This window comes from Rhodococcus coprophilus NBRC 100603 (genome assembly GCF_001895045.1).
Taxonomy (GTDB): domain Bacteria; phylum Actinomycetota; class Actinomycetes; order Mycobacteriales; family Mycobacteriaceae; genus Rhodococcus; species Rhodococcus coprophilus.
The window spans coordinates 1-23014 of record NZ_BDAM01000006.1; the positions used below are offsets into that span (position 1 = coordinate 1).

Annotated in this window: 21 protein-coding genes; 9 read left to right on the plus strand and 12 right to left on the minus strand. The window is 66.4% G+C overall.

What is annotated here, in order from left to right; translation table 11 throughout:
- The coding region (gene fgd / locus RDCOP1_RS11145; RefSeq protein ID WP_072700486.1) for a glucose-6-phosphate dehydrogenase (coenzyme-F420) at window positions 1–759 on the minus strand (759 nt) is incomplete at its 3' end.
- A gap of 270 nt (window positions 760–1029) precedes the next feature.
- Here fgd and RDCOP1_RS11150 point away from each other — a divergent pair.
- Window positions 1030–1800, plus strand: a complete 771-nt coding sequence (locus tag RDCOP1_RS11150; protein WP_072700488.1) for a DeoR/GlpR family DNA-binding transcription regulator — start codon at window positions 1030–1032, stop codon at window positions 1798–1800.
- A 104-nt stretch (window positions 1801–1904) separates the two neighbouring features.
- On the opposite strand, the gene RDCOP1_RS11155 is transcribed toward RDCOP1_RS11150, so the two are convergent.
- The 7 genes from RDCOP1_RS11155 to RDCOP1_RS11185 all read right to left on the minus strand — a co-directional run bounded on the left by RDCOP1_RS11155 (window position 1905) and on the right by RDCOP1_RS11185 (window position 9289).
- Entirely contained in the window at window positions 1905–2849 is a 945-nt protein-coding gene (locus tag RDCOP1_RS11155) for a L,D-transpeptidase (protein ID WP_072700489.1), read from the minus strand.
- Between the two features lie 156 nt (window positions 2850–3005).
- Complete coding sequence (locus RDCOP1_RS11160; RefSeq protein WP_072700491.1) at window positions 3006–4685, minus strand: FAD-dependent oxidoreductase; 1680 nt, start codon at window positions 4683–4685, stop codon at window positions 3006–3008.
- Between the two features lie 128 nt (window positions 4686–4813).
- The gene (locus RDCOP1_RS11165; RefSeq protein WP_072700493.1) at window positions 4814–5038 is read right to left on the minus strand and encodes a dodecin; all 225 of its coding nucleotides are present in this window, start codon (window positions 5036–5038) and stop codon (window positions 4814–4816) included.
- A 122-nt stretch (window positions 5039–5160) separates the two neighbouring features.
- A complete protein-coding gene (locus tag RDCOP1_RS11170; RefSeq protein ID WP_072700495.1) occupies window positions 5161–6372 on the minus strand; it encodes a serine hydrolase domain-containing protein in 1212 nt (403 codons plus the stop codon).
- A gap of 129 nt (window positions 6373–6501) precedes the next feature.
- Entirely contained in the window at window positions 6502–7032 is a 531-nt protein-coding gene (locus tag RDCOP1_RS11175; RefSeq protein ID WP_231922874.1) for a DUF6764 family protein, read from the minus strand.
- A gap of 134 nt (window positions 7033–7166) precedes the next feature.
- Entirely contained in the window at window positions 7167–8222 is a 1056-nt protein-coding gene (locus RDCOP1_RS11180) for a DNA polymerase domain-containing protein (protein WP_072700499.1), read from the minus strand.
- A 2-nt stretch (window positions 8223–8224) separates the two neighbouring features.
- Window positions 8225–9289: an ATP-dependent DNA ligase gene (locus RDCOP1_RS11185; protein ID WP_072700501.1), complete on the minus strand. Its 1065-nt coding sequence runs from the start codon at window positions 9287–9289 to the stop codon at window positions 8225–8227.
- A 100-nt stretch (window positions 9290–9389) separates the two neighbouring features.
- Here RDCOP1_RS11185 and lppU point away from each other — a divergent pair, with 100 nt between their 5' ends.
- The 6 genes from lppU to RDCOP1_RS11215 all read left to right on the plus strand — a co-directional run bounded on the left by lppU (window position 9390) and on the right by RDCOP1_RS11215 (window position 16943).
- A complete protein-coding gene (gene lppU / locus RDCOP1_RS11190; protein ID WP_072700731.1) occupies window positions 9390–9986 on the plus strand; it encodes an LppU family putative lipoprotein in 597 nt (198 codons plus the stop codon).
- A gap of 103 nt (window positions 9987–10089) precedes the next feature.
- Complete coding sequence (locus RDCOP1_RS11195) at window positions 10090–10887, plus strand: 3'-5' exonuclease (protein ID WP_072700503.1); 798 nt, start codon at window positions 10090–10092, stop codon at window positions 10885–10887.
- Between the two features lie 207 nt (window positions 10888–11094).
- On the plus strand, window positions 11095–11841 hold the full coding sequence (locus RDCOP1_RS11200; RefSeq protein WP_072700505.1) for a TetR family transcriptional regulator: 747 nt from the start codon (window positions 11095–11097) through the stop codon (window positions 11839–11841).
- 143 nt (window positions 11842–11984) lie between these two features.
- Complete coding sequence (locus RDCOP1_RS11205) at window positions 11985–13142, plus strand: acyl-CoA dehydrogenase (protein WP_072700507.1); 1158 nt, start codon at window positions 11985–11987, stop codon at window positions 13140–13142.
- A 61-nt stretch (window positions 13143–13203) separates the two neighbouring features.
- Window positions 13204–14052, plus strand: a complete 849-nt coding sequence (locus tag RDCOP1_RS11210; protein ID WP_072700509.1) for a 3-hydroxybutyryl-CoA dehydrogenase — start codon at window positions 13204–13206, stop codon at window positions 14050–14052.
- 347 nt (window positions 14053–14399) lie between these two features.
- Window positions 14400–16943: an ATP-dependent Clp protease ATP-binding subunit gene (locus tag RDCOP1_RS11215; RefSeq protein ID WP_072700733.1), complete on the plus strand. Its 2544-nt coding sequence runs from the start codon at window positions 14400–14402 to the stop codon at window positions 16941–16943.
- Window positions 16944–16949: 6 nt separating this feature from the next.
- On the opposite strand, the gene RDCOP1_RS11220 is transcribed toward RDCOP1_RS11215, so the two are convergent.
- Together RDCOP1_RS11220 and RDCOP1_RS11225 are read right to left on the minus strand one after the other, a co-directional pair.
- Window positions 16950–17639 (minus strand): GTP pyrophosphokinase, encoded by a 690-nt coding sequence (locus tag RDCOP1_RS11220; protein ID WP_072700511.1) that lies wholly within the window; start codon window positions 17637–17639, stop codon window positions 16950–16952.
- A complete protein-coding gene (locus tag RDCOP1_RS11225; RefSeq protein ID WP_084722574.1) occupies window positions 17614–18954 on the minus strand; it encodes an MFS transporter in 1341 nt (446 codons plus the stop codon). Before RDCOP1_RS11225 ends, RDCOP1_RS11220 begins: the two co-directional genes overlap by 26 nt.
- 194 nt (window positions 18955–19148) lie before the next feature.
- Between RDCOP1_RS11225 and RDCOP1_RS11230 the strand changes: the two genes are divergently transcribed.
- Together RDCOP1_RS11230 and ilvD are read left to right on the plus strand one after the other, a co-directional pair.
- Window positions 19149–19721 (plus strand): TIGR03086 family metal-binding protein, encoded by a 573-nt coding sequence (locus RDCOP1_RS11230; RefSeq protein ID WP_072700513.1) that lies wholly within the window; start codon window positions 19149–19151, stop codon window positions 19719–19721.
- Entirely contained in the window at window positions 19718–21430 is a 1713-nt protein-coding gene (gene ilvD, locus RDCOP1_RS11235; RefSeq protein WP_072700515.1) for a dihydroxy-acid dehydratase, read from the plus strand. Before RDCOP1_RS11230 ends, ilvD begins: the two co-directional genes overlap by 4 nt.
- A gap of 33 nt (window positions 21431–21463) precedes the next feature.
- Here ilvD and RDCOP1_RS11240 read toward each other — a convergent pair whose 3' ends face one another.
- Together RDCOP1_RS11240 and RDCOP1_RS11245 are read right to left on the minus strand one after the other, a co-directional pair.
- The gene (locus tag RDCOP1_RS11240) at window positions 21464–22126 is read right to left on the minus strand and encodes a chymotrypsin family serine protease (RefSeq protein WP_072700517.1); all 663 of its coding nucleotides are present in this window, start codon (window positions 22124–22126) and stop codon (window positions 21464–21466) included.
- A 42-nt stretch (window positions 22127–22168) separates the two neighbouring features.
- On the minus strand, window positions 22169–23002 hold the full coding sequence (locus RDCOP1_RS11245) for a DUF6319 family protein (RefSeq protein WP_072700519.1): 834 nt from the start codon (window positions 23000–23002) through the stop codon (window positions 22169–22171).
- Between the last annotated feature and the right edge of the window lie 12 nt (window positions 23003–23014).

Below are 23014 nucleotides of genomic sequence, written 5' to 3' on the forward strand. Positions count from 1 at the left end.
CGACAACGACAACGGCGCCCAGAACCGCGTATTCTCCAACGCCCTGCCCGGATCGGTGTCGTACGAAATCTTGATCTCGATCATCTTGTCGACCCCCGCCACATCACGCTCGGCCTTCGCCGCACCCTCCGCCACCGCCGGCAACAACTTCTCCGTATACAACTCCATCCCCTTACCCGAGGTGCAGATGAACCCATCACCCGCCCGGCCCGCATACCGCGCCACCACCGGACCCCCCGCCGCCACATACACCGGAATCCCACCCTCGGGCACGTCATAGATCGACGCCCCCTTCGCCGAATAGAACTCCCCCTCGAAATCCACCCGATCCCCACCCCACAGCTCACGCATCAACGCCACCGACTCCCGCAACCGGGCGAAGCGTTCCTTGAACTCCGGCCACTCCCCCACATAACCCGTCGCGATCTCGTTGAGGGCTTCACCCGTCCCCACACCCAGAAACACCCGCCCCGGATACAGACACCCCATCGTCGCGAACGCCTGCGCGATCACCGCCGGGTTGTACCGAAACGTCGGAGTCAACACACTCGTACCGAGCTGCAACCGCTGCGTGCGTTCCCCCACCGCCGTCATCCACGCCAGCGAAAACGGGGCATGCCCGCCGTTGTGCCGCCACGGCTGGAAATGATCCGACACCGTCGCCGAATCCATCCCGTGCGCCTCGGCGAGCACCCCGAGTTCGACCAGCTCACGCGGTCCGAACTGCTCCGCCGACGCCTTGTATCCCAACTTCAGCATGTCTGTTCGTCTCCATATCGACATTTCGCCTCGCCGCGGAGGAGGGGCATCGCGAAGTCGGCGCCCGGAGCCTCGGCGACTCTGGTGATGCTCACTATGATCACGCGAATTCGCGCATATACTGCACGAAATAATGCACATTTCGGAGCGTTTGTGTCAATATCTGTGCACATATTGGAGTGGGTGCGCTATCGTCGCGCATCGCCGCGGAAGCCGTACCCACGGACATCCCGAAAGTGCTGGACGTCAGCAGAACCCCGGAGGAAATTCGTGACCGCGAATGCCAGGCGACGTGAGATCTTCCATCGAATGCTCGCCGACGGTTATGTCGACGCGAAGACTCTCGCCGGCGACCTCGGAGTCGACGCGTCCACGATCCGGCGAGATCTCGATGCGCTGGCCCGTGAAGGAAAGATCGAACGCACCCATGGCGGCGCGCGTCCCGTAGAAGGCGCGGGACCCGAAGTGCCTTATGCCGCAAAGAAAGACGTGCGGCGGGCCGAAAAGGCAGCAATCGCCGCCGTAGCGGCGGCGATGGTGTCCGACGGCGACAGTGTCGTCCTCGACAGCGGATCGACCACCTACGAGGTCGCCGTGGCACTTCGTCACCACTCGTCGCTGACCGTGCTCACCAACGACCTGCGAATCGCCAAGTATGTGGCGAGTTTCCCCGAAGTGCGCCTACTCGTCACCGGAGGTGAACTGCTCGGGTCGGTCTTCACTCTCGTCGGCGACCACGCAGTGCGCTTCATGTCCTCGTACTCTGCGGACTGGACTTTCCTCGGTGCCGATGCGATCGATCCGCGCGCGGGCGTCACGAACACCAACACGCTCGAGGTTCCGATCAAGCGGGCTCTGATCGAGGCGGCGGCGCGCACCGTCCTCGTCGCCGATCATTCCAAGTTCGGCCATCGCGCACTCGCGAAAGTCACTGCGGTCGAGGACATCGACACCCTGATCTCCGACTCCGGATTGAGCACCGAGCAGCGCGACGCCTACGGTCCGGCGCTCGTCGTCGCCGAGCCACTTCCGTCTGCCTGACGGCCCACCACCTCATCGACGCGAAAGCCCGACGCCCCCTTCCGATCCGGTCGACATTGCCGGAAGAAGGGGGCGTCGGGCGTTGTTCGCGTGAAGACGAAGACTCAGAGATTCCAGTCGCCGAGACCGTCCCAACCGTTGAGGGTTCCGCCGGCGGTGTTCTGCACGATCACCGGATCACCCTTCTTGGAGTTCTCGAAGAACCATTTGCCGTCCTCGGTGCTCACGTTGAGGCAGCCGTGACTGACGTTGGTGTTGCCCTGCGCGTCCACCGACCACGGCGCCGCGTGCAGGAAGATACCGCTGTTGGACATGCGGGTCGCATACTCCACGTACGTGCGGTAGCCCTCCGGGCTGTCGACGGGCACCCCGTAGGTCGACGAATCCATGTACATCTCGCGGAACTTGTCCCCGACGATGTACGTGCCGTTGGGGGTGTCGTAACCGGGCTTGCCGAAGGAGGTCGGCATGGTCCTGACCACCTCGCCGTTGCGCGTGACGGTGATCGTCTTGGTGTTGTTGTCGGCCACCGTGACGAGTGCGTCACCGATCGTGAACGACGACTGCGTGTCGCCGGCCTTGACCGTGACCGAGGTGTTCGCCGGCCAGAATTCGAACGGCTTCCAGCGCACCTGGGTGTTCGACGCCCAGTAGAAGTGACCGCCTACGGCGGGCTCGGAGGTGATCTTGATGGCGCGTTCGGCCGCGGCGCGGTCGTCGACCGCTTCGTTGAAGCGGATGATGATCGGCTGCGCGACACCGACCGTCTCGCCGTTCGACGGGTTCACCGACGGCGCGGAGAACGGTGCCGGCTGCTCGGGCAGCAACTGCGGCGGCAACTGAGGTGCCCCCGGACCCGGCGGGACGACGCTCTGGATGACGTCTTCGACGCTCGGCACCTCCGGACCACCCGGCCACAACGGCACCGCGGCGGCGGGACCTGCGGCGGTAAGGGCGACTGCGGCGGCACCGGCGAAAGCCATCGCTACGCGTACGGACCGGCGTCCAGCGCGGCGGCGACGGTTCGACAAGACATGCTTTTCGACCATTCCACAACCCATCATCGACGGTGTGTTACGACGCCGAAATCTTCGCCGTAACACTTTCGTTACTGCTCATCAGACACAAGTGTATTCGAACCGGGCAGTTCGAGCACAAATACTACCTGCGTTACCGCAGGTCAGAGCGGTAGAGCCGCCGACTGCCTAGGCGCCGGTACGCGACGCCGCGAGCATTTCCTCCACCGAGACGAACTTGAGCCGTGATCGTCCTGCGGCCGAACCGCGAGCCTTCTCCTGCTTGTCGATCTGCTGCCATCCGCGGTAGTCGACGTACTCGGGTCGCCGCTCGGCAACCAGGGTCGCAAGCTTCTCGCGATCGGCGACGGGTTCGGGCAGCTTTCCTGCGATGAAGTCGTCGAGAATCTGCTCGACGGTCTCGTTGGAGCACTGCTTGTTGGTGCCGATGACGCCGGTCGGTCCGCGCTTGATCCATCCGGCGGTGTAGACACCCGGCATCGGCTCACCGGTCTCGGGATCGACGACCCGGCCGAGCTGATTCGGCAACACACCCCGACGTTCGTCGAACGGAAGACCGTCCACCGCGGTGCCCCGGTAGCCGATCGAACGCAGCACCAGACCCGTTGGGAGAGTTTCGGTCTCACCCGTGGGCCGGGCTTCGAGACGCCCGTCCACCTCGACCAGCTCGTTGCGCTCGAGGGTGATGGAGTTGACGGCGTCGTCGCCGGTGATCTCGATGGGTGAAGCGAGGTAGCGCAGGACGATCCGCTTGTTTCCGGGCGTCGGGCTCTGCTGCGCGAAATCGGCGACCTGGCGCACCTTGAGCGCGATGCGGGGTTCGACTTCGGGATCGTCGACGAGTGCGCGGCTGACAGGGTCGAGTTCGACCTCGGCAGGATCGACCATGACGTCGACGCCTTCCAGGGCGCCGAGGGCAAGCAGTTCCGGGTTGGTGTAGGCCGCCTGCGCCGGTCCACGCCGCCCGACGACCACCACTTCCTGAATCGCGGAGTTGCGCAGCGCTTCGACGGCGTGTTCTGCCATGTCGGTGCGAGCGAGTTCGTCAGGGTTCATCACGAGAGCGCGGGCCACGTCGAGAGCGACATTGCCGTTGCCGATGATGACTGCGCGTTCGCCGGACAGGTCGAACGTGCGGTCGGCGTAGTCGGGATGGCCGTTGTACCAGGCCACGAACTCGGTGGCAGCGAACGAGCCGGCCAGATCCTCACCGGGGACGCCGAGACGCCGGTCGCTGGACGCACCGACGGCGTAGAGCACGGCGTGGTGATGTGCGAGGAGTTCGTCGTGGGTGATGTGCGTGCCGACCTCGACGTTGAAGTAGCACTGGGTGTTCTTGTGGCCGATCGCGCTGCGGAAGACGTTCGTGACGCCTTTGGTGCTCTGGTGATCCGGCGCGACGCCGGCCCGTACCAGGCCGAAGGGCGTGGGGAGCCGATCGAAGATGTCGACCTGCACGGCGGAATGGGTTGTCAGTTCCTGCGCGGCGTAGCACGCCGAAGGCCCGGATCCGACGATCGCGACCCGCAGGGTTCCGAGGTCGGCGGGGATCTTGCGGCGGGACCGCAACTCCGGCCAGTCCGGTCCGATCGGGTAACGCCGGTAGTACTCGGCGTTGATCTCGAGGTACGGCTCCTGGGCGGGGGTGAGCTCGTTGTCCGCGGCGATCGCGTCGACGGGGCATTCGTCGACGCACGCACCACAGTCGATGCATGTCTCCGGGTCGATGTAGAGCATTTCCGTCGTAGCGAACGGCGCTTCATCGGGCGTCGGGTGGATGCAGTTGACCGGGCAGACTTCGACACACGAGACGTCGTTGCAACATGCCTGGGTGATCACATAAGCCACAGTGGATACCTGCCTGAAAGTGCCGGTGGGGTACGACGATCGAGCCCCAGACTATAACACGTTACAACTCTGGTCGAGAACGCCGTTATCGTCACTCTAGCAGGGCATTTCAGTTCCTGAGAATAACCTTACCGGGCCAACTCGTTTCCCGACTCTATCCTGAATCCGATCTTGAGCGTGACTTGGGTATGCGCGACCTTTCCGTCGTCGATGTGACCCCGCACATTGACCATTTCGAACCATTCCAGATGCCGAGTCTTCTCCGCGGCCCGCGCCACCGCCTTGGCGATCGCATCGTCCACTCCGGAGGTCGACGAGCCGACCACCTCGATCACTCGATACACGTGGTTCATTCGTGCTCCTCGGGCTCACCGCCGAACACGGATTCGTGTTCTGGTTCGGATACTCCCGCGCACGCCAGGTCCCCGTGCCCGATTCAGCAAAAAACGTCGCTACGACGGCCGGGCAGCCGCACTCACGCCTTGCGGGCCAGATCGCGCGCGAGCGCGCCGAGTCGTGCGAGTCGCAGGTCGCCGAGCGGCATCGCCCCGGTACCGAGGCGGTTGGTGACGAAAGCGAGCGACATCCCCGAATCGAGATCCGCGAATGCGCCGGAACCGCCGACCCCGTAGTGCCCGAACGCTCCGCGTGGACGTTCCCGGCTGGCGAAGATCGGCTGGTGGTAGCCGAGACGCCACGCCATCGGCACTCCCAGCACGTAGTCGCGACTCCGCACCCGGACCTCGTCCATCGCCGCGATCGTGGACGGATCGAGGAACTTCACGCCGTCGATCGTGCCGCCGGCCGCGATCGCGCCGTACATGCGCGCGAGCGAGCGTGCGGTGAACACCCCGTTCCAGCCGGGCATCACCGAATCGTGCACGGCCGGATCGCGAACGAGTTCGTCGAACCCGGCGGGCATCGCTGCCTCGACCAGTCCCCGCGTCGGCCCGACCCGGGACAGGACCGAGGCACTCACACCCCAGTCGAGACCCACCGGGTTGATCCGCGGGAACAAGCGGGCGATGCGGCCACGCTCGTCGTGCGGGACCCGGTACCAGAAGTCGGAACTCCCGAGTGGACGCGCGATCTCACGCTCGACGACTTCGGTGAACGGCAGGCCCGTCACGCGCTGGACGATCTCGGCGACGAGCCAGCCGTACGTGACCGCGTGATACCCCGAGCCCGAGTGCCTGCGACGATCGGGAACGGCGGCCGCGAGAGCGGCGACCGTCGCGTCGTAGTCCAGAATGCCGCGCTTGCCGGGGACGAGTCCCCGGACGCGATGCAACCCGGACCGATGCGTCATGACATCTGCGACGGTGAGGGATTCTTTGCCGCCCGCCGCGAATTCGGGCCAGTACTGAGCAACCGGCGCGAAGTAATCGATCAGTCCGCGTTGGGCCAGGCGGTGTACGACCGTGGAGGCGACGCCCTTGCCCGTCGAGAACGACAGCGCCATCGTGTCCTGCGACCATCGGCGCGTGCGGTCGGCCCAGCCCGCCCAGACGTCGAGGACCTTCTCCCCGTGCAAGTAGGCGGTGAGCGCGCCGCCGCCGTGGTGCGGCTGGCGATACAGCGCGAAGAACCTGTCCGCCAGGGGGAGAAAGCTCGGATGGACGTGCATCTCGGTCCGTGAGGGGAGGGCGCCGTAGCCCTCTTCGGTCAGCACTGCTCCGGTCGTCATCGACACACTCCCTCGGACATGTGACGAAGATTACGTGCGGACACCACCGAACGGAAGGGGTTGCGTACACGCTGTCTGTATTCCCGAGAACGCGCACCGAGGCCACGGACGGTCACAAGGGCGGTCGGGTCACAAGGGTGAGGGCGTCACGTAACGGAACGCACCGGCCAGAACGCAACCCGACCCCGCCGTGAGGTTGAACGCCGCGGCGAGGTTCCCTTCGCACAACACCGGATCATCGGCATCACCGACGAAGGCCTGAGAAGCCGGTCCGGTGACGATCACCGCGATACCGGGCTCGTCGAGCATTCCGAGTGCGAGGGAGTCTGCTCCGTACCCGACTGCCAGGAGCCGTCCCGCGCGGCTCTCACCGGCCCCGGCTCCGCCGTCGAAACCCGCGGCCGCGACGGTCGCACCGTCCACGGCATCAGCGAATCCGACGCCGCCCGCGCCGAGGCTCCACGCCCCGCCCGTACCGTCCGTCGTCGACCCGCACGCCTCGGCGTCCTGGACCCGGGTCAGCTCGGCGGGGGCACCCGGCGGGGCCGCGCACGTGGTGGCGGCGAGCGCGGACCCCGGGACGATCAGGCCCGCCCCGACGACGGCAGCACCGATCACACCGGCACCGAACAGCCGACCCGACATCCACGCACGAGACACTGTGACGATCCTCCTGACACTCCGGTGAAGAGCTTTCCGGACAGTCTATGGACGCCGCGAAGAACCCGTACTCCGGCGAGGTAACGACCGGGGAGCAATTCGCTGCGGTGAAACCGCCTCGCGCACCGGAATTCTCAGCTCGTCATCTTTCGGTCCGTGTCGCGCGACGGTTGTACCCGCTTGGGCTCACCTGGCATCTTCGGATGAGTCGGCGGATACGGCAGATCGCCGAGACCGTCCGCGGCATCCCGATCCGCCATCTCGAGCAACACGTCGAGGGAATGCGCGTGGTCGTCGAGCTCGGCCATCGGATCGCCGCGGCGCGCGAGCAGGTCGGGCACCGTCGCAATGGTGAAATCGTCGGGCTCGGCGTCCGCCAGTTCGTCCCACGTCAACGGAGTGGATACGGTCGCGATCGGGGTGCGGCGCACCGAATAGGCAGACGCGATCGTCTTGTCGCGCGCGTTCTGGTTGTAGTCGAGGAACAAGCGGTCCCCCCGCTCTTCCTTCCACCACGAGGTCGTCGCACGACCGTCGCTGCGACGCTCGATCTCACGCAGCAGCGCGATTCCGGCACGACGCACGCCGACGAAATCCCACTCCGGCACGATGCGCAGGTAGATGTGCAGCCCACGACCTCCCGAGGTCTTCGGAAATCCGGTGAGCCCCAGCTCGTCGAACAGCGGTCGCACCACCTCGAGTGCGACGGTGCGCGCATCGGCGAAGCCCGTCCCGTCCGGCGGGTCGAGATCGATGCGGAGTTCGTCGGGCCGGTCCACGTCGCCGCAGCGCACCGCCCAGGGATGGAAGGTGACCGTGCCGAGATTCGCCGCCCACACCACGTCGGCGGCGCTGCGCACCCGCAGCGCGTCCGCGGTACGGCCCGACGGGAAGGTGATCTCGCACGTCGCGACGTGGTCCGGTCGCTTCGCGGGCGCCCGCTTCTGATAGATCTCCTCGCCGCCGATCCCGTCGGGGAACCGCTGGAGGTGAGTGGGCCGGTCGCGCAGCGCCCCGAGAAGTGGGGCCCCGAGTTCGGTGGTGACCGTGCGGTAGTACTCCACCAGGTGCCGTTTCGTGCCGCCGGAGGAGCCGAGTTCCGGGAAGTAGACCTTGTCCGGGTTCGACAACCGCACCGGAACTCCGTCGACGTCGAGTTCCTCCGCGGGTGAGCGTTGGGCAGCGGCCACAGTCAGTCCTCCGTCCGGTCCAGCACGTCGGCCAGGTCGTATCGCACGGGCACGTCCAGCTGATCGTAGGTGCAGCTCTTCGGGTCCCGGTCGGGTCGCCACCGCTGGAACCGCGCGGCGTGCCGGAAGCGCATTCCCGCTCCGGCAGTCCCTTCCATCTGGTCGTAGGCCACCTCGAGGACACGCTCGGGCCGCAACGGCACCCACGAGCGATCCGTCCCGGACCGCCAGCGGGTCGCTTCCCCCTCGGCGACGACATCTTCACCGACGCGCAGCGGCTCCAGTTCCGCGAGCAACTCCTTGCGTCGCGCAGTGGTGAAAGCCGATGCGCCACCGACCATCGCGAGTTCACCGTCGTGGTACAGGCCGAGCAGAAGGGATCCGACGCCGTCGACACTCTTGTGCTTGCGGTACCCGATGAGGACACAATCCGCCGTCCGGGCGTGCTTGAGCTTGATCATCTCCCGCTTGTCGGGCCGGTAGATGCCGTCGAGCCGCTTGGCGACCACACCGTCGAGTCCGGCGCCTTCGAATTCCTCGAACCATCGCCTTGCCGTCTCCGCGTCGGTGGTCGACGCCGTCACATGACAACTCGGCCCGCCACCGATCCCGGTGCGCAGCCGAGCACGACGGTCGGAGAAAGGAGCCTTCATCAGATCGTCGTCGCCGAGCGCGAGCAGGTCGAAACCGATGAATTGGGCCGGTGTCTGTTCCGCGAGCAGCGCCACGCGGCTCGCCGCTGGGTGGATGCGCTCCGACAACGCCTGCCAGTCCAGCCGGGCGAACCCGTCACGCTCCCGCGGAACGACGATCTCGCCGTCTACGACGCACCGGGTGGGCAGTTCCGTCCGGACTGCCTCGACGAGTTCCGGGAAATACCGCGCGAGATCTTTGCCGCCCCGCGACGAGAACACCACCTCGTCGCCGTCGCGGAACACGATCGCCCGGAAGCCGTCCCACTTGGGCTCGTACGACCACACGGGGTTTCCGTCGTCGGGTTGTGGCGGGACCGCGGCGGCAGATTTTGCCAGCATCGGGGCCAGGGGCGGAACCACGGGGAGGTCCATGCGCACATGGTTGCACCCCGCGGTGCTCTCCGCGCTGAGGATCGAGGGAATCCGCCACCTGGACGAACGGACGGAATCAGACATTCCGTACCCTCCACACATGATCCTTCTCCGGCGGGCGGGCCTCGCCTTCCTGGCAGTGGTAGCGACGGCCGCGCTCGCCGGATGCGCAACCGAGACCGACGGCCGCGCGATGCCCGCCGCCGTCGCCGCGACCGAATCCGATTCGGCTCCGGCTACCACGCGTTCGTCCGCTGCCGGCACGACGACACCGGCCGCCGCGGACGTCGATCTCGAAATCGACGTCGAACCCGGCGATTGTGTCGCGCTGGGCGGCACCGTGGACGCCGCCACCATCGACAACGCGGACTGCGGCAGCAGCACCTCGAACTACAAGGTCGTCGACGTCGTCGAGTCGGCCGACGAGTGTGCCGGCGACATCGACCAGACGTACTACGAATCGTTCGGTGGCGTCGAGGTCGGCGCTTTGTGCCTCGACGTCGACTGGGAAGTCGGCGGTTGCATGGACGTCGGTGGGGAGGATCCCCAGCGGATCGATTGTTCCGCGACGGCGATCCAGGGCGAGAAGGTCACCGAAATCCTCACCGGAACCGCTGATGTGAACGATTGCTCGTTGTCGGATGCCGGATACGAGTACCGGGAACGCAACTTCGTGGTGTGCAGCGATTCGTTCTGACATGTACAGGGTGGTCTCGTCGCACGAGCGGTCGTGTCGGTGCCCCCGGCAACAATGCGGGCTGTAGGCAGCATTGACCGATCACATGAACGCGAGGACCCGGATGACGCACTGGCCAGACAGACCCATCTGCGCATTCGACCTCGAGACCACCGACCGCGATCCCCGCACCGCGCGCATCGTCGCTGCCTGTGTGGCCACGTTCGACAGCAACCGGATCGAGTCTCGCTCGTGGCTGCTCGACCCCGGGATCCCGATTCCGCAGGAAACGACGGCTGTGCACGGCATCACCACCGAACGGGCCCGCACCGAGGGCGTCGACTATCTCACCGGTTACCGCGAGATCCGGCAAGCGGTGTGCGATGCCTGGGAGCGCGGCCACATCGTGGTTGCGTTCAATGCGAGCTACGACCTGACGATCCTCGACGCCGAGGGCCGCCGACTGGGCTTTCCGGAACTCGATATCGGCACGGTCGTCGATCCCTACGTCATCGACCGGGAGATGGACCGAACGCGCAGCGGTAGACGCACCCTCCAGGCGGTATGCGAGGCGTACGGCGTCGAACTCGCGAACCCCCACGAAGCGGAAGCCGATGCCCTCGCCGCCGGGCACCTCACGCGAGCGCTCGTCGAGCGGTACCCACAGCTCGCAGACCTCGACATCATGGCCGACCAGGCCGCATGGCACGCGGAGCGCCAGCGCAGCTTCGCGGAGTACCTCCGTGGTCTCGGCCGCGACGTCACCGATGTCGACGACGGCTGGCCGGTACGCCGGCCGGAGCCTGTCGGTGGCGGGATGCTCGACCGGCCCGCGGTCGCGCGTGTGGCGTGGCATCGCCGGATCCTCCTGCGCCTGCGCGGCGTCTTCCGCCGCGCGCCGGACACGCACGCGACACGGTGAGGCGCCCGAAGGACACGATTCGGCGATTTGTCACCTCTGTACCGTTCGGGGTTGGGACGATCACAGGCAACGCCGGTCGCGCGACCACCCGGAGGTGTCTGTGTCCACCGTGTCCTGTGCCCGCCAGTGCGACGATGTGCCCGGTGTGCGTCGTCGGCCCGAGGTAGCCGTCGTCCGCGACAGACCGGCACTGGATACTCGACTGTCATGACGTCAGGCACCGGCACCCCGCGCCGCACCGAACCGGCTGGCCCCGACCCGGCCCAGTTCCGCGTGCACGTCGTGACCCAGGCGATCCGCCTGTTCTCCGAGTTCGGATACGAGTCGACCACCGTCGAGCAGATCGCGGCGGCGGCAGGAGTGTCGCGCAGAACCTTCTTCCGGCAGTTCCGGTCGAAGGAGGACGTTATCTTCGCCGACCACGAGTCGCTGCTCGAGCGGGTCGCCGAGTATCTGTCGGGCAGCTTCGGCGATCCGTGGCTCGCCGCCTGCGATGCCGCCGAACTCGTGTTCGGTCACTTCCGCGACCGGCGTGAACTGGCAGTCTGGCGATACCGCGTGGTGCAGCGAGTGCCTGCGCTGCGGGAACGCGAACTCGTGACGACCTACCGCTACGAGCGACTGTTCACCGATTTCTTGCGCGCTGCCGTGCCGTCGGCCGAGCCGGTGCGCACCGTGAGCTTCGCGGCCGCGATGACGGCGACACACAACTATCTCCTCCGGGCGATGATCCGGGGGGACGAGACCGCGACCGCCGAGCGCTTGCACCGCGCCCTCTACGACGTGCGACGGACCTTCGGCGTGGTGCCGTCGGCCACGGACTCCGGCGCCGGCCAGGGCCGGGGTGCGCCGCAGCGCGCGGTGACGGTGGTGACCTTTCCGGTGGGGTCCTCACCCGCCGAGGTGGCCGAGCAAGTGCGACGCCAGTTGGAAGAAGACCCGCCGTCTCCGTGACGAACCTCCCCCACCATTGACTTGGCACTCAGTGCCGGGGGTAAAATAGAGAGATTCCGTGACGTCGCACACCTTTGAAGCCGAGAAGGTAGTGCAGATCCGCCCCAGTTAATGGCACCGCGTGCCGTTAGGAGTTTGCCACCGTGGCCCTCAATCCCGACTTCGATCTCTTCAAGCTCGGAGACGAGCACGACGAACTGCGCACCGCGATCCGCGCCCTTGCCGAGAAGGAGATCGCGCCGCACGCGAAAGACGTGGACGAGAACTCCCGTTTCCCGCAGGAGGCCCTCGACGCGCTCAACCGCTCGGGCTTCAACGCGATCCATGTCCCCGAGCAGTTCGAAGGTCAGGGCGCCGACTCCGTCGCAGCCTGCATCGTCATCGAAGAAGTTGCCCGCGTCTGCGGTTCCTCGTCGTTGATCCCGGCCGTCAACAAGCTCGGCACCATGGGCCTGATCCTCCGCGGCTCCGACGAGCTCAAGGCAAAGGTCCTTCCCGACATCGTCAACGGCGCGATGGCGTCCTACGCGCTCTCCGAGCGTGAGGCAGGCTCCGACGCCGCGTCCATGCGTACCCGCGCGAAGGCCGACGGCGACGACTGGATCCTCAACGGCTCCAAGTGCTGGATCACCAACGGCGGAAAGTCCACCTGGTACACGGTGATGGCCGTGACCGACCCCGACAAGGGTGCCAACGGCATCTCCTCGTTCATGGTCCACAAGGACGACGAAGGCTTCGTCGTCGGACCCAAGGAAAAGAAGCTCGGCATCAAGGGCTCCCCCACCGCCGAGCTGTACTTCGAGAACTGCCGCATCCCCGGCGACCGCATCATCGGCGAGCCCGGCACCGGCTTCAAGACCGCACTCGCGACCCTCGACCACACCCGCCCGACCATCGGCGCGCAGGCCGTCGGGCTGGCGCAGGGCGCACTCGACGCCGCGATCGAGTACACCAAGGACCGCAAGCAGTTCGGCACCTCGATCTCCAACTTCCAGGCCGTGCAGTTCATGCTCGCCGACATGGCGATGAAGGTCGAGGCCGCCCGCCTCATGGTCTACACCTCGGCGGCCCGCGCCGAGCGCGGTGAGCCCAACCTCGGCTTCATCTCCGCAGCGGCGAAGTGCTTCGCCTCGGACGTCGCCATGGAGGTCACCACCGATGCGGTCCAGCTGTTCGGTGGCGCCGGCTACACCACCGACTTCCCCGTCGAGCGCATGATGCGCGACGCCAAGATCACCCAGATCTACGAGGGCACCAACCAGATCCAGCGTGTGGTCATGTCGCGCGCGCTGCTCCGCTGAGCAGCACGCGTAGGTTGACACCGCTGAACCATCACACCGATCAGGAGTACTCGTAGTGACAGTGGAAAAGGTAGGCGTGATCGGCGGCGGCACCATGGGTGCCGGAATCGCCGAAGTGTGCGCGAAGGCCGGAAGCGACGTCCTCGTCCGGGAGACCACCGAGAAATTCGCTGCGGCTGCCCGTGAGCGCCTCGCGAAGTCGGTCAACCGGGGCGTCAAGTCCGGGAAGATCACCCAGGACGACGCGGACGCGGTGCTCGCCCGGATCCGGGTCACCACCGACATCGAGGAGTTCGCCGACCGCGACCTCGTCGTGGAGGCGGCACCGGAGATCGCGGCCCTCAAGGTCGAGATCTTCGCCGAACTCGACCGCATCGTGAAGCCGGAAGGCATCCTCGCCACCAACACGTCGTCCATCCCCGTCATCAAGGTGGCGCAGGCGACGAAGCGGCCCGGCAAGGTCGTGGGCGTGCACTTCTTCAACCCGGTGCCGGTGATGCCGCTCGTGGAGATCATCTCCGCGCTCACCACCGATGCGGACACCGCCGACACCGTCTTCGATTACGCGCAGAACACGCTCGGCAAGACCGCCGTGCGGGCGGGCGACCGCGCCGGCTTCATCGTCAACGCGCTCCTCATCCCGTACCTGTGCTCGGCCGTGCGCATGCTCGAATCGGGCTATGCCACAAAGGAAGACATCGACGCCGCGATGAAGGGCGGCTGCGGATACCCGATGGGCCCGCTCACCCTCATCGATACGGTGGGCCTCGACATCACCCTCAATGCAGCGCAGTCGCTCTACGAGGAATTCGCAGAGCCGCATTACGCTCCCCCGGCACTGCTGCGTCGCATGGTCGACGCCGGCCGCCTGGGACGTAAGACCGGCGAAGGTTTCTACAACTACAAGTAGAGACCCCGCCGGCACCGGCAGCCACACTCGCGACGCCCCCTCGGTTCGTTCCGGACCGAGGGGGCGTCGTCGTCCCCCCGCCGAACGGGCACCCTTGCGATCCTTGCGATTCCACGGTATCCGCCGGATTCGGGCGATAGCCGTGACTCGCAATCGAGTGGAGTGCGAGCCGAACGCCACCGAGACCGGAAGTACCCGAGCGACGTACAAATCTCGTCGGCGCAACTACGATCGGCGTATCGGCCGACATTCATCGAACCCCGGATCAATGGGCGCATCCCTGGACCCGAATACGCTGCACCACTGGTGACTGTCGGAAACTGAGGTCCGAACACCCTGGAGTGACGATGACCGACAGCTGGATTTCGCGCGATCCGTTCGACGACATCTTCGATCGATTCTTCGGACCCGGCGGGCTGCGCCAACCACCGGTCCAGCGCGTCGATTTGAGCCGACTGCTCAACGACGACGCCAAAAGGCTTGTCGCAGATGCCCGAAATGCCGCAGCAGAATGGGGTAACTCGGAACTGACGCCCGAACATCTGCTCTATGCCGCAACCTTGAACGACCCGACGCGCGGCGTGATCAGCAGCCTGGGACTCGACCCGGACAGTGTCGCCGAACAGATGCGGTCGATCGCGGGCCAGGGCGAGAGCGGGGGCGAGACAGCGGTCCTGAGTCCGGCAGCCAAGCGTGCACTTCGCGTCGCCCAGCAGCAGGCGGCACAGACGGGCATAAGCTACATCGGGCCCGAGCACATCCTCTACGGGATCGCCGAGAACAGCGAGAACCCTGCCGCCCACGTGCTCGCGGGCGCCAAACTCGACACCGGCGGTAAGCGCGACACCTCGCCCAGCACGACCCCCACGCTCGACCAGTACGGCCGGGATCTCACCGCGGAAGCACGAGCCGGGAATGTGGACCCGGTGGTCGGCCGCTCCGACGAGATCGCCCAGACGGTGGAGATCCTCTCCCGGCGCAGGAAGAACAATCCCGTGCTCATCGGGGATCCCGGGGTGGGTAAGACCGCGATCGTCGAGGGCCTGGCGCAGCGGATCGTCAACGGAGATGTGCCCTCCACCCTCGCCGACCGTCGAGTGGTCGCGCTCGACGTGGGGTCGCTGGTCGCGGGCAGTAAGTACCGCGGCGAATTCGAGGAACGCCTGACGAAGATTCTCGACGAGGTACGCGATCATTCCGAAGAATTGGTGCTGTTCATCGACGAGTTGCACACCATCGTCGGCGCAGGCAGCGGCGGCGAGGGGTCGATGGACGCCGGGAACCTGCTCAAGCCCGCTCTCGCCCGCGGGGAACTGCACGCGGTGGGCGCGACCACGATCGACGAATACCGCCGGTACATCGAAAAGGATGCTGCGCTCGAACGCAGGTTCCAGCCGGTCATGGTGGTCGAACCCTCGGTCGACGACACCATCGAAATCCTGCGCGGGCTCGCCGACGTCTACGAGGAACACCACCAGGTGCACTACACCGACGAGGCGCTGATCGCCGCGGCCGAACTGTCGGACCGGTACATCACCGACCGGTTCATGCCGGACAAAGCCATCGACCTGATCGACCAGGCCGGCGCGCGCGTGCGTTTGCGTACGAAAACTCCCGACGCGGACACCCGTTCCCACGAAGAGGAGCTGGCACGGCTCGAACGCGAGAAGGACTCCGCCGTCGCTGCCGAAGACTATGCGAAGGCGGGGGAACTGAAGAAGGCGATCACCGCGCTGGAGGAGCGCACCGGAGTCGGAGAAACCGAATCCACCCCGCAGGTCGAAGTCATCGACATCGCCGAGGTGATCTCCCGGCAGACCGGCATTCCGGTGTCCGAGTTGACGGCGGAAGAGCGGCAGCGGCTCCTCGACCTCGAGGACGTACTCCACTCGCGGGTCATCGGCCAGGAGAAGGCCGTCACGGCGGTCGCCGAGGGCGTCCGCAGGGCGCGCGCCGGACTCGCCGACCCGGATCGCCCGATCGGGTCGTTCCTGTTCCTCGGACCCACCGGTGTCGGCAAGACGGAACTGGCAAAAGCGTTGGCAGAGGCAGTATTCGGTGACCAAGACCGGATGATCCGTTTCGACATGAGCGAATTCCAGGAGAAGCACACCGTGTCGCGCCTGGTGGGTGCTCCTCCCGGCTACGTCGGGTACGAAGAGGCCGGGCAGCTGACCGACAAGGTGCGTCGTCAGCCGTACTCGGTGATCCTGTTCGACGAGATCGAAAAGGCGCACCCGGACGTGTTCAACGTGTTGCTGCAACTTCTCGACGACGGGCGCGTCACCGACGCCCAAGGACGGACGGTCGATTTCAAGAACACCATCGTCATCCTCACCAGCAACATCGGGTCGGACATGATCCTCGCCCACCCGAGTGACGACATCGAATCCCTGACCCCGCAGTTGATGGAACGTCTGCACGCGCACTTCCGGCCGGAGTTCCTCAACCGGATCGACGAGACGGTGGTGTTCCACAGGCTCGCGAAGGAACAACTGCACCAGATCGTCGGATTGCTCCTAGGCGGAACCAAGCGGCTGTTGCGGGCGCAGAACGTCGAGTTCGAGATCACCGACAGCGCGGTGAATTGGCTGGTCGATGCGGGATTCGCACCGGAGTTCGGGGCGCGTCCGTTGCGCCGGACGATTCAGAAGGAACTCGACAACAAGCTGTCCAACCTGCTGCTCGCCGGCACGCTGTCCGGTGGCGACACGGTACGCGTCGATGCGGGGAAGGACGGCCTGCTCATCGAGACCGTCGGCGGAAACGGTCAGGACGCGGACGGCGGCGAGACCGCCGACAGCGATACTCCTGCGGAGACCGCTGCTCCTACGGAGACCGCTGCTGCCGCGGGTGGCGACGGAAAGGACGCCGAGCTCGAGAAGGACTGAACCGCGTCAGTCGTCGAACCGGCCGTGAACCCGCTCGTGCAGCGCTTCCATCCGTACATCGAGTGCACGGGCCGTTTCAGCGGCGAGCCGTAGTTCTTCGCGCAGATCGCTCGGCACTGCACGGTCGTGCTTGTAGTAGATCTTGTGCTCGAGACTGGCCCAGAAGTCCATCGCGACGGTGCGAATCTGGAGTTCCACGAACACCGGTTCCACCCGGTCCGACATGAACACCGGGACCTCGACGATCACGTGCAGGCTGCTGTACCCGTTCGGCTTCGGGTGCGCGATGTAGTCCACCACCTCGACGACCCGCACATCGCGCTGCCGGGTGATCATGTCCGAGATCCGGTACACGTCGGACGTGAAACTGCACGAGATGCGGATTCCCGCGATGTCGCGCAGGTTGACGCGGATGCCGTCCAGCGTGGGATCGATGCCCTTGCGAGCGGCCTTCGCGAGAATCGACTCGGGGGTCTTGAGGCGCGACTTGACGTGCTCGATGGGGTTGTAATCGTGGGCGTAGGTGAATTCGTCCCGCAAGATGTTGATCTTGGTCATCATCTCGTCGATGCCGAACTTGTACACCATCAAGAACCTGGCGAGCTCGCGAGGTGAGAGCGACATCGCGCTCTGTCCGTCCGTGGGAGGTTCCGGAATCGGGGCGCCCGGATCAGGGTCGCCCACCGTCGGTGTCACTGCTCGTCCTCCTCGGGGTGTTCTCCTCCGAGTCTGCCAGTTCCCCGCGACGCGCTGCGGTCCGCTGCCGCAGAACCTGCCATGAGCTGCGCGGATGCACACCCGCCTCGCGGCGCGCACGGCCGCGCGTCACAAGAACACCGATGATCGCGATCACCCAGACGGGATACTGCGCGAGCCACGCGACACGGAACGCGTCGAAGGTGTACCCGCCGAGCCGTTCGAGGACGAGACCCATCGTCTGCACGACGAGCAGGGTGGCGAGGAACCCTCCGATGTTGACGATGCCGTTCGCGGTCCCCAGTGCGGAGCCGGGATTGAACGTACGGGCGTAATCGAACCCGATCATCGAACCCGGGCCGCCTACGGAGATGACGACGATGAGCAGCACGAGCAACGCGATCGGCGCCGGACCGGGCAGCGCCAGCACCACCGTCCAGATCGTCGCGTTCGCCAGCATGATGGCAAGCACCATCCAGGAACGCCGCAGAGGAAAGCGGCCGGACAAGATGCCGAGGACGGGTCCCGCCGCGATCGCGGTGACCACCGAGACAGTCAGCATCGTGCCGGCGGTGGCTGCCGACAGCCCCTGCGCGGAGACCAGATAGGGAACACCCCACATCAACGCGAAGGTCGTCACCGAGAACTGGGTGCCCATGTGGGTGAAGAAGCCCAGCTTGGTACCCGGACGCCGCCACACCACACCGATCTGTGCGACCAACTCGCGAAGACCCATCGGCTGTGTCGCCGGCGCGTCCCCGTACGGCGCATCACGCACCGTCGCGATGACGAGGATGCAGGCGAACACACCGATCGACGCGGCGCTGCCGTACGCCGCCGTCCATCCCACATCGGTCAGCACCAGCACGAACGGAACCGCGGACAGCACCTGCCCGATCTGGCCGAGGATCCCCGTCAGCTGCGAGACGAGGGGCACCCGTCGCGGTGCGAACCACACCGGCACCAGCCGGAGAACCGAGATGAACGTGAGCGCATCGCCCGCGCCGACGAAGACCCGGGCGATATAGGCGATCGGCAACGACTCCGTGGTGGCGAGCACCAACTGGGCCACCGCCATGACCGCCGCACCGATCGCGATGACCCAGCGCGAACCGAACCGATCGAGGAGCACTCCCGCGGGGATCTGCATGCCCGCGTAGACGACGAGCTGGAGCACGACGAACCCCGACAGCACCGAAGGGGAAATCTCGAAACGCTCGGTCGCGGCGAGTCCTGAGACGCCGAAGGCCGTCCGGTGCAGGACCGCCACGACATAGGCGAATACTCCGACACTCCAGACCAGCCACGCTCTCATGATGGACGAACGTTACTCCCACGCTCGATCTTGTCGGCGGGAAGATCGAGTCGCGCGATCCGGGCCGGTGTGAGCGCAACTCCCCGACCACGATTCCACCGGTGCCGTTGCCGTACACGTTCGCGGCGAGCGGGCACGGGCGCCCGGGCTGAAATCGCCATGAGCGCACCCCGGCCGTGTCTAGGGTGGGAACCATGGCGAACGACTGGGTTTCCCTACAACGCACCGCTCGGCGCGAGTTCGACAGTCGCGTCGCGCGGATCACCGACTGGCACGCTTCCACCCCCGACACCGAATGGGACGTTGCCGCTCTGGTCCGGCACGTCGTCGACGAACAGCGCTGGGTAGCGCCGTTGCTGTCGGGACGCACACTCGAGGAGGCCGAGGCTGCTCTCGAACCGCTCGGCGACGACCTTGCCGCCGACTGGGCCAAATTCTCCGAGCAGGCGACCGAGGCGTGGGCCGCGACGCCGGCCGACCAGGAAGTCCAACTGTCCTACGGCGCGGTGCCGTGCATCGATTATCTGAGGCAGCAGGTCGGCGACATCGCCGTGCACGCGTGGGATCTCGCACGGGCCACCGGATCGGACGAGCAACTCGATCCGGTTCTCGTCGATGCCATCTGGAAGGACCTCGAGCCGCAGACCGACATGCTGGCAGGCAGCGGGTTGTTCGCCGATCCCGTGCCTGTCGGCACCGATGCTTCCGTGCAGGACCGCCTGCTCGCTCTCACCGGACGCGACCCCCGCCGGCACGGAGCGTCATGACCGATCGGCCCGAGCAGCACGTCCCCGACCTCAAACCCCGCAGCCGCGACGTCACCGACGGAATCGAGAAGACCGCCTCCCGCGGCATGCTCCGCGCGGTGGGCATGGGCGACGACGACTGGGACAAACCGCAAATCGGGGTCGCGTCGTCGTGGAACGAGATCACCCCGTGCAATCTGTCGCTCGACCGGTTGGCGCAGGCCGTGAAGGAGGGCGTGCACGCCGCCGGGGGGTATCCGCTCGAGTTCGGCACCATCTCCGTGTCCGACGGCATCTCGATGGGGCACGAGGGGATGCACTTCTCCCTCGTGTCGCGGGAGGTGATCGCCGACAGTGTGGAGACGGTGATGCAGGCCGAGCGACTCGATGGATCGGTGCTGCTGGCCGGGTGCGACAAGTCGCTGCCAGGCATGCTCATGGCCGCCGCCCGCCTCGACCTCGCGTCGGTGTTCCTGTACGCCGGATCGATCCTGCCGGGAGTAGCAAAACTCTCCGACGGCACCGAACGCGATGTGACGATCATCGATGCGTTCGAAGCCGTCGGCGCATGCGCGCGGGGCCTTATGTCGGAAGCCGACCTCGGTGCCATCGAGCGGGCCATCTGTCCGGGAGAAGGCGCATGTGGAGGCATGTATACCGCGAACACGATGGCCAGTGCGGCCGAAGCCCTCGGCATGTCGCTGCCCGGGAGCGCGTCGCCGCCGGCCGTCGACCGCCGGCGCGACGGATTCGCGCGGCGTAGCGGGCAAGCGGTGGTGGAACTGCTGCACCGCGGGATCACCGCGTCCGACATCCTGACGAAGGAAGCGTTCGAGAACGCGATTGCCGTGGTCATGGCGTTCGGTGGATCCACCAACGCGGTCCTTCATCTACTCGCCATCGCGCACGAGGCGCAGGTGGAACTCACCCTCGACGACTTCGTACGCGTCGGTGCGCGGGTGCCGCACCTCGCCGACGTCAAACCGTTCGGCACCCATGTCATGAAAGATGTCGACCACATCGGCGGCGTACCGGTGATCATGAAGGCGTTGCTCGACGCCGGACTGCTGCACGGCGACTGTCTCACCGTCACCGGCCGCACGCTGTCGGAGAATCTCGCGGGCATCGCCCCGCCCGATCCCGACGGCAAGGTGCTGCGCGCTCTGAGCAACCCGATTCATCCCACCGGCGGTATCACCATCCTGCGCGGCACGCTCGCTCCCGGCGGTGCGGTCGTGAAGTCGGCGGGATTCGACGAGTCGGTATTCGAAGGCACCGCGCGGGTATTCGAGCGGGAACGTGCGGCGATGGACGCGCTCGAGGACGGCACCATCACGGTGGGCGACGTCGTGGTCATCCGGTACGAAGGCCCGAAGGGTGGGCCCGGGATGCGGGAGATGCTCGCGATCACCGGCGCCATCAAGGGCGCGGGGCTCGGAAAGGACGTCCTGTTGCTCACCGACGGGCGCTTCTCCGGTGGCACGACCGGCCTGTGCGTCGGGCATGTCGCACCCGAAGCCGTCGACGGCGGACCCATCGCCTTCGTCCGCGACGGCGACCGGATTCGACTCGACGTGGCGAACGGCCTCCTCGACGTGCTGGTGAGCGACGACGAGATGGCGGCGCGGCAGCAAGGGTGGGAACCGTTGCCGCCGCGATACACACGGGGCGTGCTCGCGAAGTACACAAAACTGGTCGGCTCCGCGTCGCACGGCGCGGTGTGCGAATAACGCCGATTCACCTTGTGCGGGAAGGGCTTCCGGCTAGATCGGCCGGAAGCCAGTTCCTGCACCTCCGCGAGCGGTGATGTCGGCGAAAATCACGTCGATGTTCGTTCCGACCTGCGGGCCGGCACACGGCGCGAACAGGTAGGCGTTGACCATCGCGACGAGGGTCGTGCCCACCACGAGCGGTGCGCCCGAATCACCCTCGATCACGCACACCTGGGTCCAGGTTTCCTGCGAGCCGAAGACGTCGCCCCACACGACACCGCAGGTGTTGCCTGTCGTGCGGCCCTCTTTGCACGCGACGTCGGGGAAGCCGGCGGGCGATCCCAATGCGGTGATGGTGGTGTTTCCCACCCGATTGACCGGCACGACCTTGCCTCGATCGAACTCGATGACCGCGTAGTCGAGCACGGTGTTCGCGGAGACGATCCGGCCGACGGGACCGGCCGCGGGGTCGTACTCGGCCTTCACGGTCATGCCGGGGAGACCGCAATGCGCCGCGGTCAGGCCGACGAGACGACCAGCGGCATCGTTTCCGATGGTGGTGAGCGTGCAGTCGTAGATGTCCTGACCACCGTCGCCGAGAGTGATCCCCGAACCCCCACCGAGGGTGACAGGAGGTGCTGCGGTAGCAATCCCCATCCCGGCGCCCGCCGAAGCGAGCATTGCTACGGCCAGTACAGCGAGCCTTCTGAACATCGTGTCCCTCTCGCGCGGCGGGCGACCTTCGTTGTGAGGGTACTAGAGGTCGGTGCTGGTTTTCGGGGTTGCGCCGAGACTTTCCAGGGCTTTTCGGGCCTCCTCGAGTTCACGGCTGAGCAGCGCGACTCGTTCCTCGGCCGCGCTTCGGGCCGCGTCGATCACGGACTGGACTGCCTCGACGGCACCGGGATCAGCGAGTTCTTTGACTGCCCGTTCGACGGCATCGGGTGCCACGGGTGACGGCTTGCCGACCTTCCGTGTGCCGTGCGCGATTCCGACGGTCCATTCGCTCTCGGGGTCGATGGTGATCGTGATGCTGATCGTGGGCGCCTTCTTCGCCTTGCGGGCCGGGGCTTTCGGCTTGGCGGGCGACGCGGGCGCGGCGGAACCGGGGGTCGTGTCGTTCACGGGTTTCGTCTCCTCGACGCTCTTGGTCTGGGCACCACGCACCGAAGCCGCCGACCTCGACGTGGGTTGGGCGGCAGCGGGACCGGCGGCAACAGGCTGGGGTGCAGCGGGCTTGGGGGCAGAAGGCTTGGGGGCAGAAAGGGCCGCAGCCTGGGACGTCGACGCCACCACCTTCGCGGGAGCGGACTTCGTGGCCGCCGCCTTCTTCGCCGGCGCCCCGGCCGGTTGCCGGGTCAGGCGGAGTTCGTCGGACTCGAACGGCAACTCGTCGTCGACCCCTTTCGGCCGCACCATGACGGTGGTGCCGGATACCGAGATCACCCGCGCCGACGCGCCGGGTTCGATGCCGAGGCTCGGGATGCCGTCGATGAGATATACAGTCGCGCGACGACCCTCCGCGAGTGCATCACTCAACTCGCCGAGTTGCTCCTCCGTCAGATGGTCCGCGCGTGTGCGGGGCGACATGCATGTCCTTTC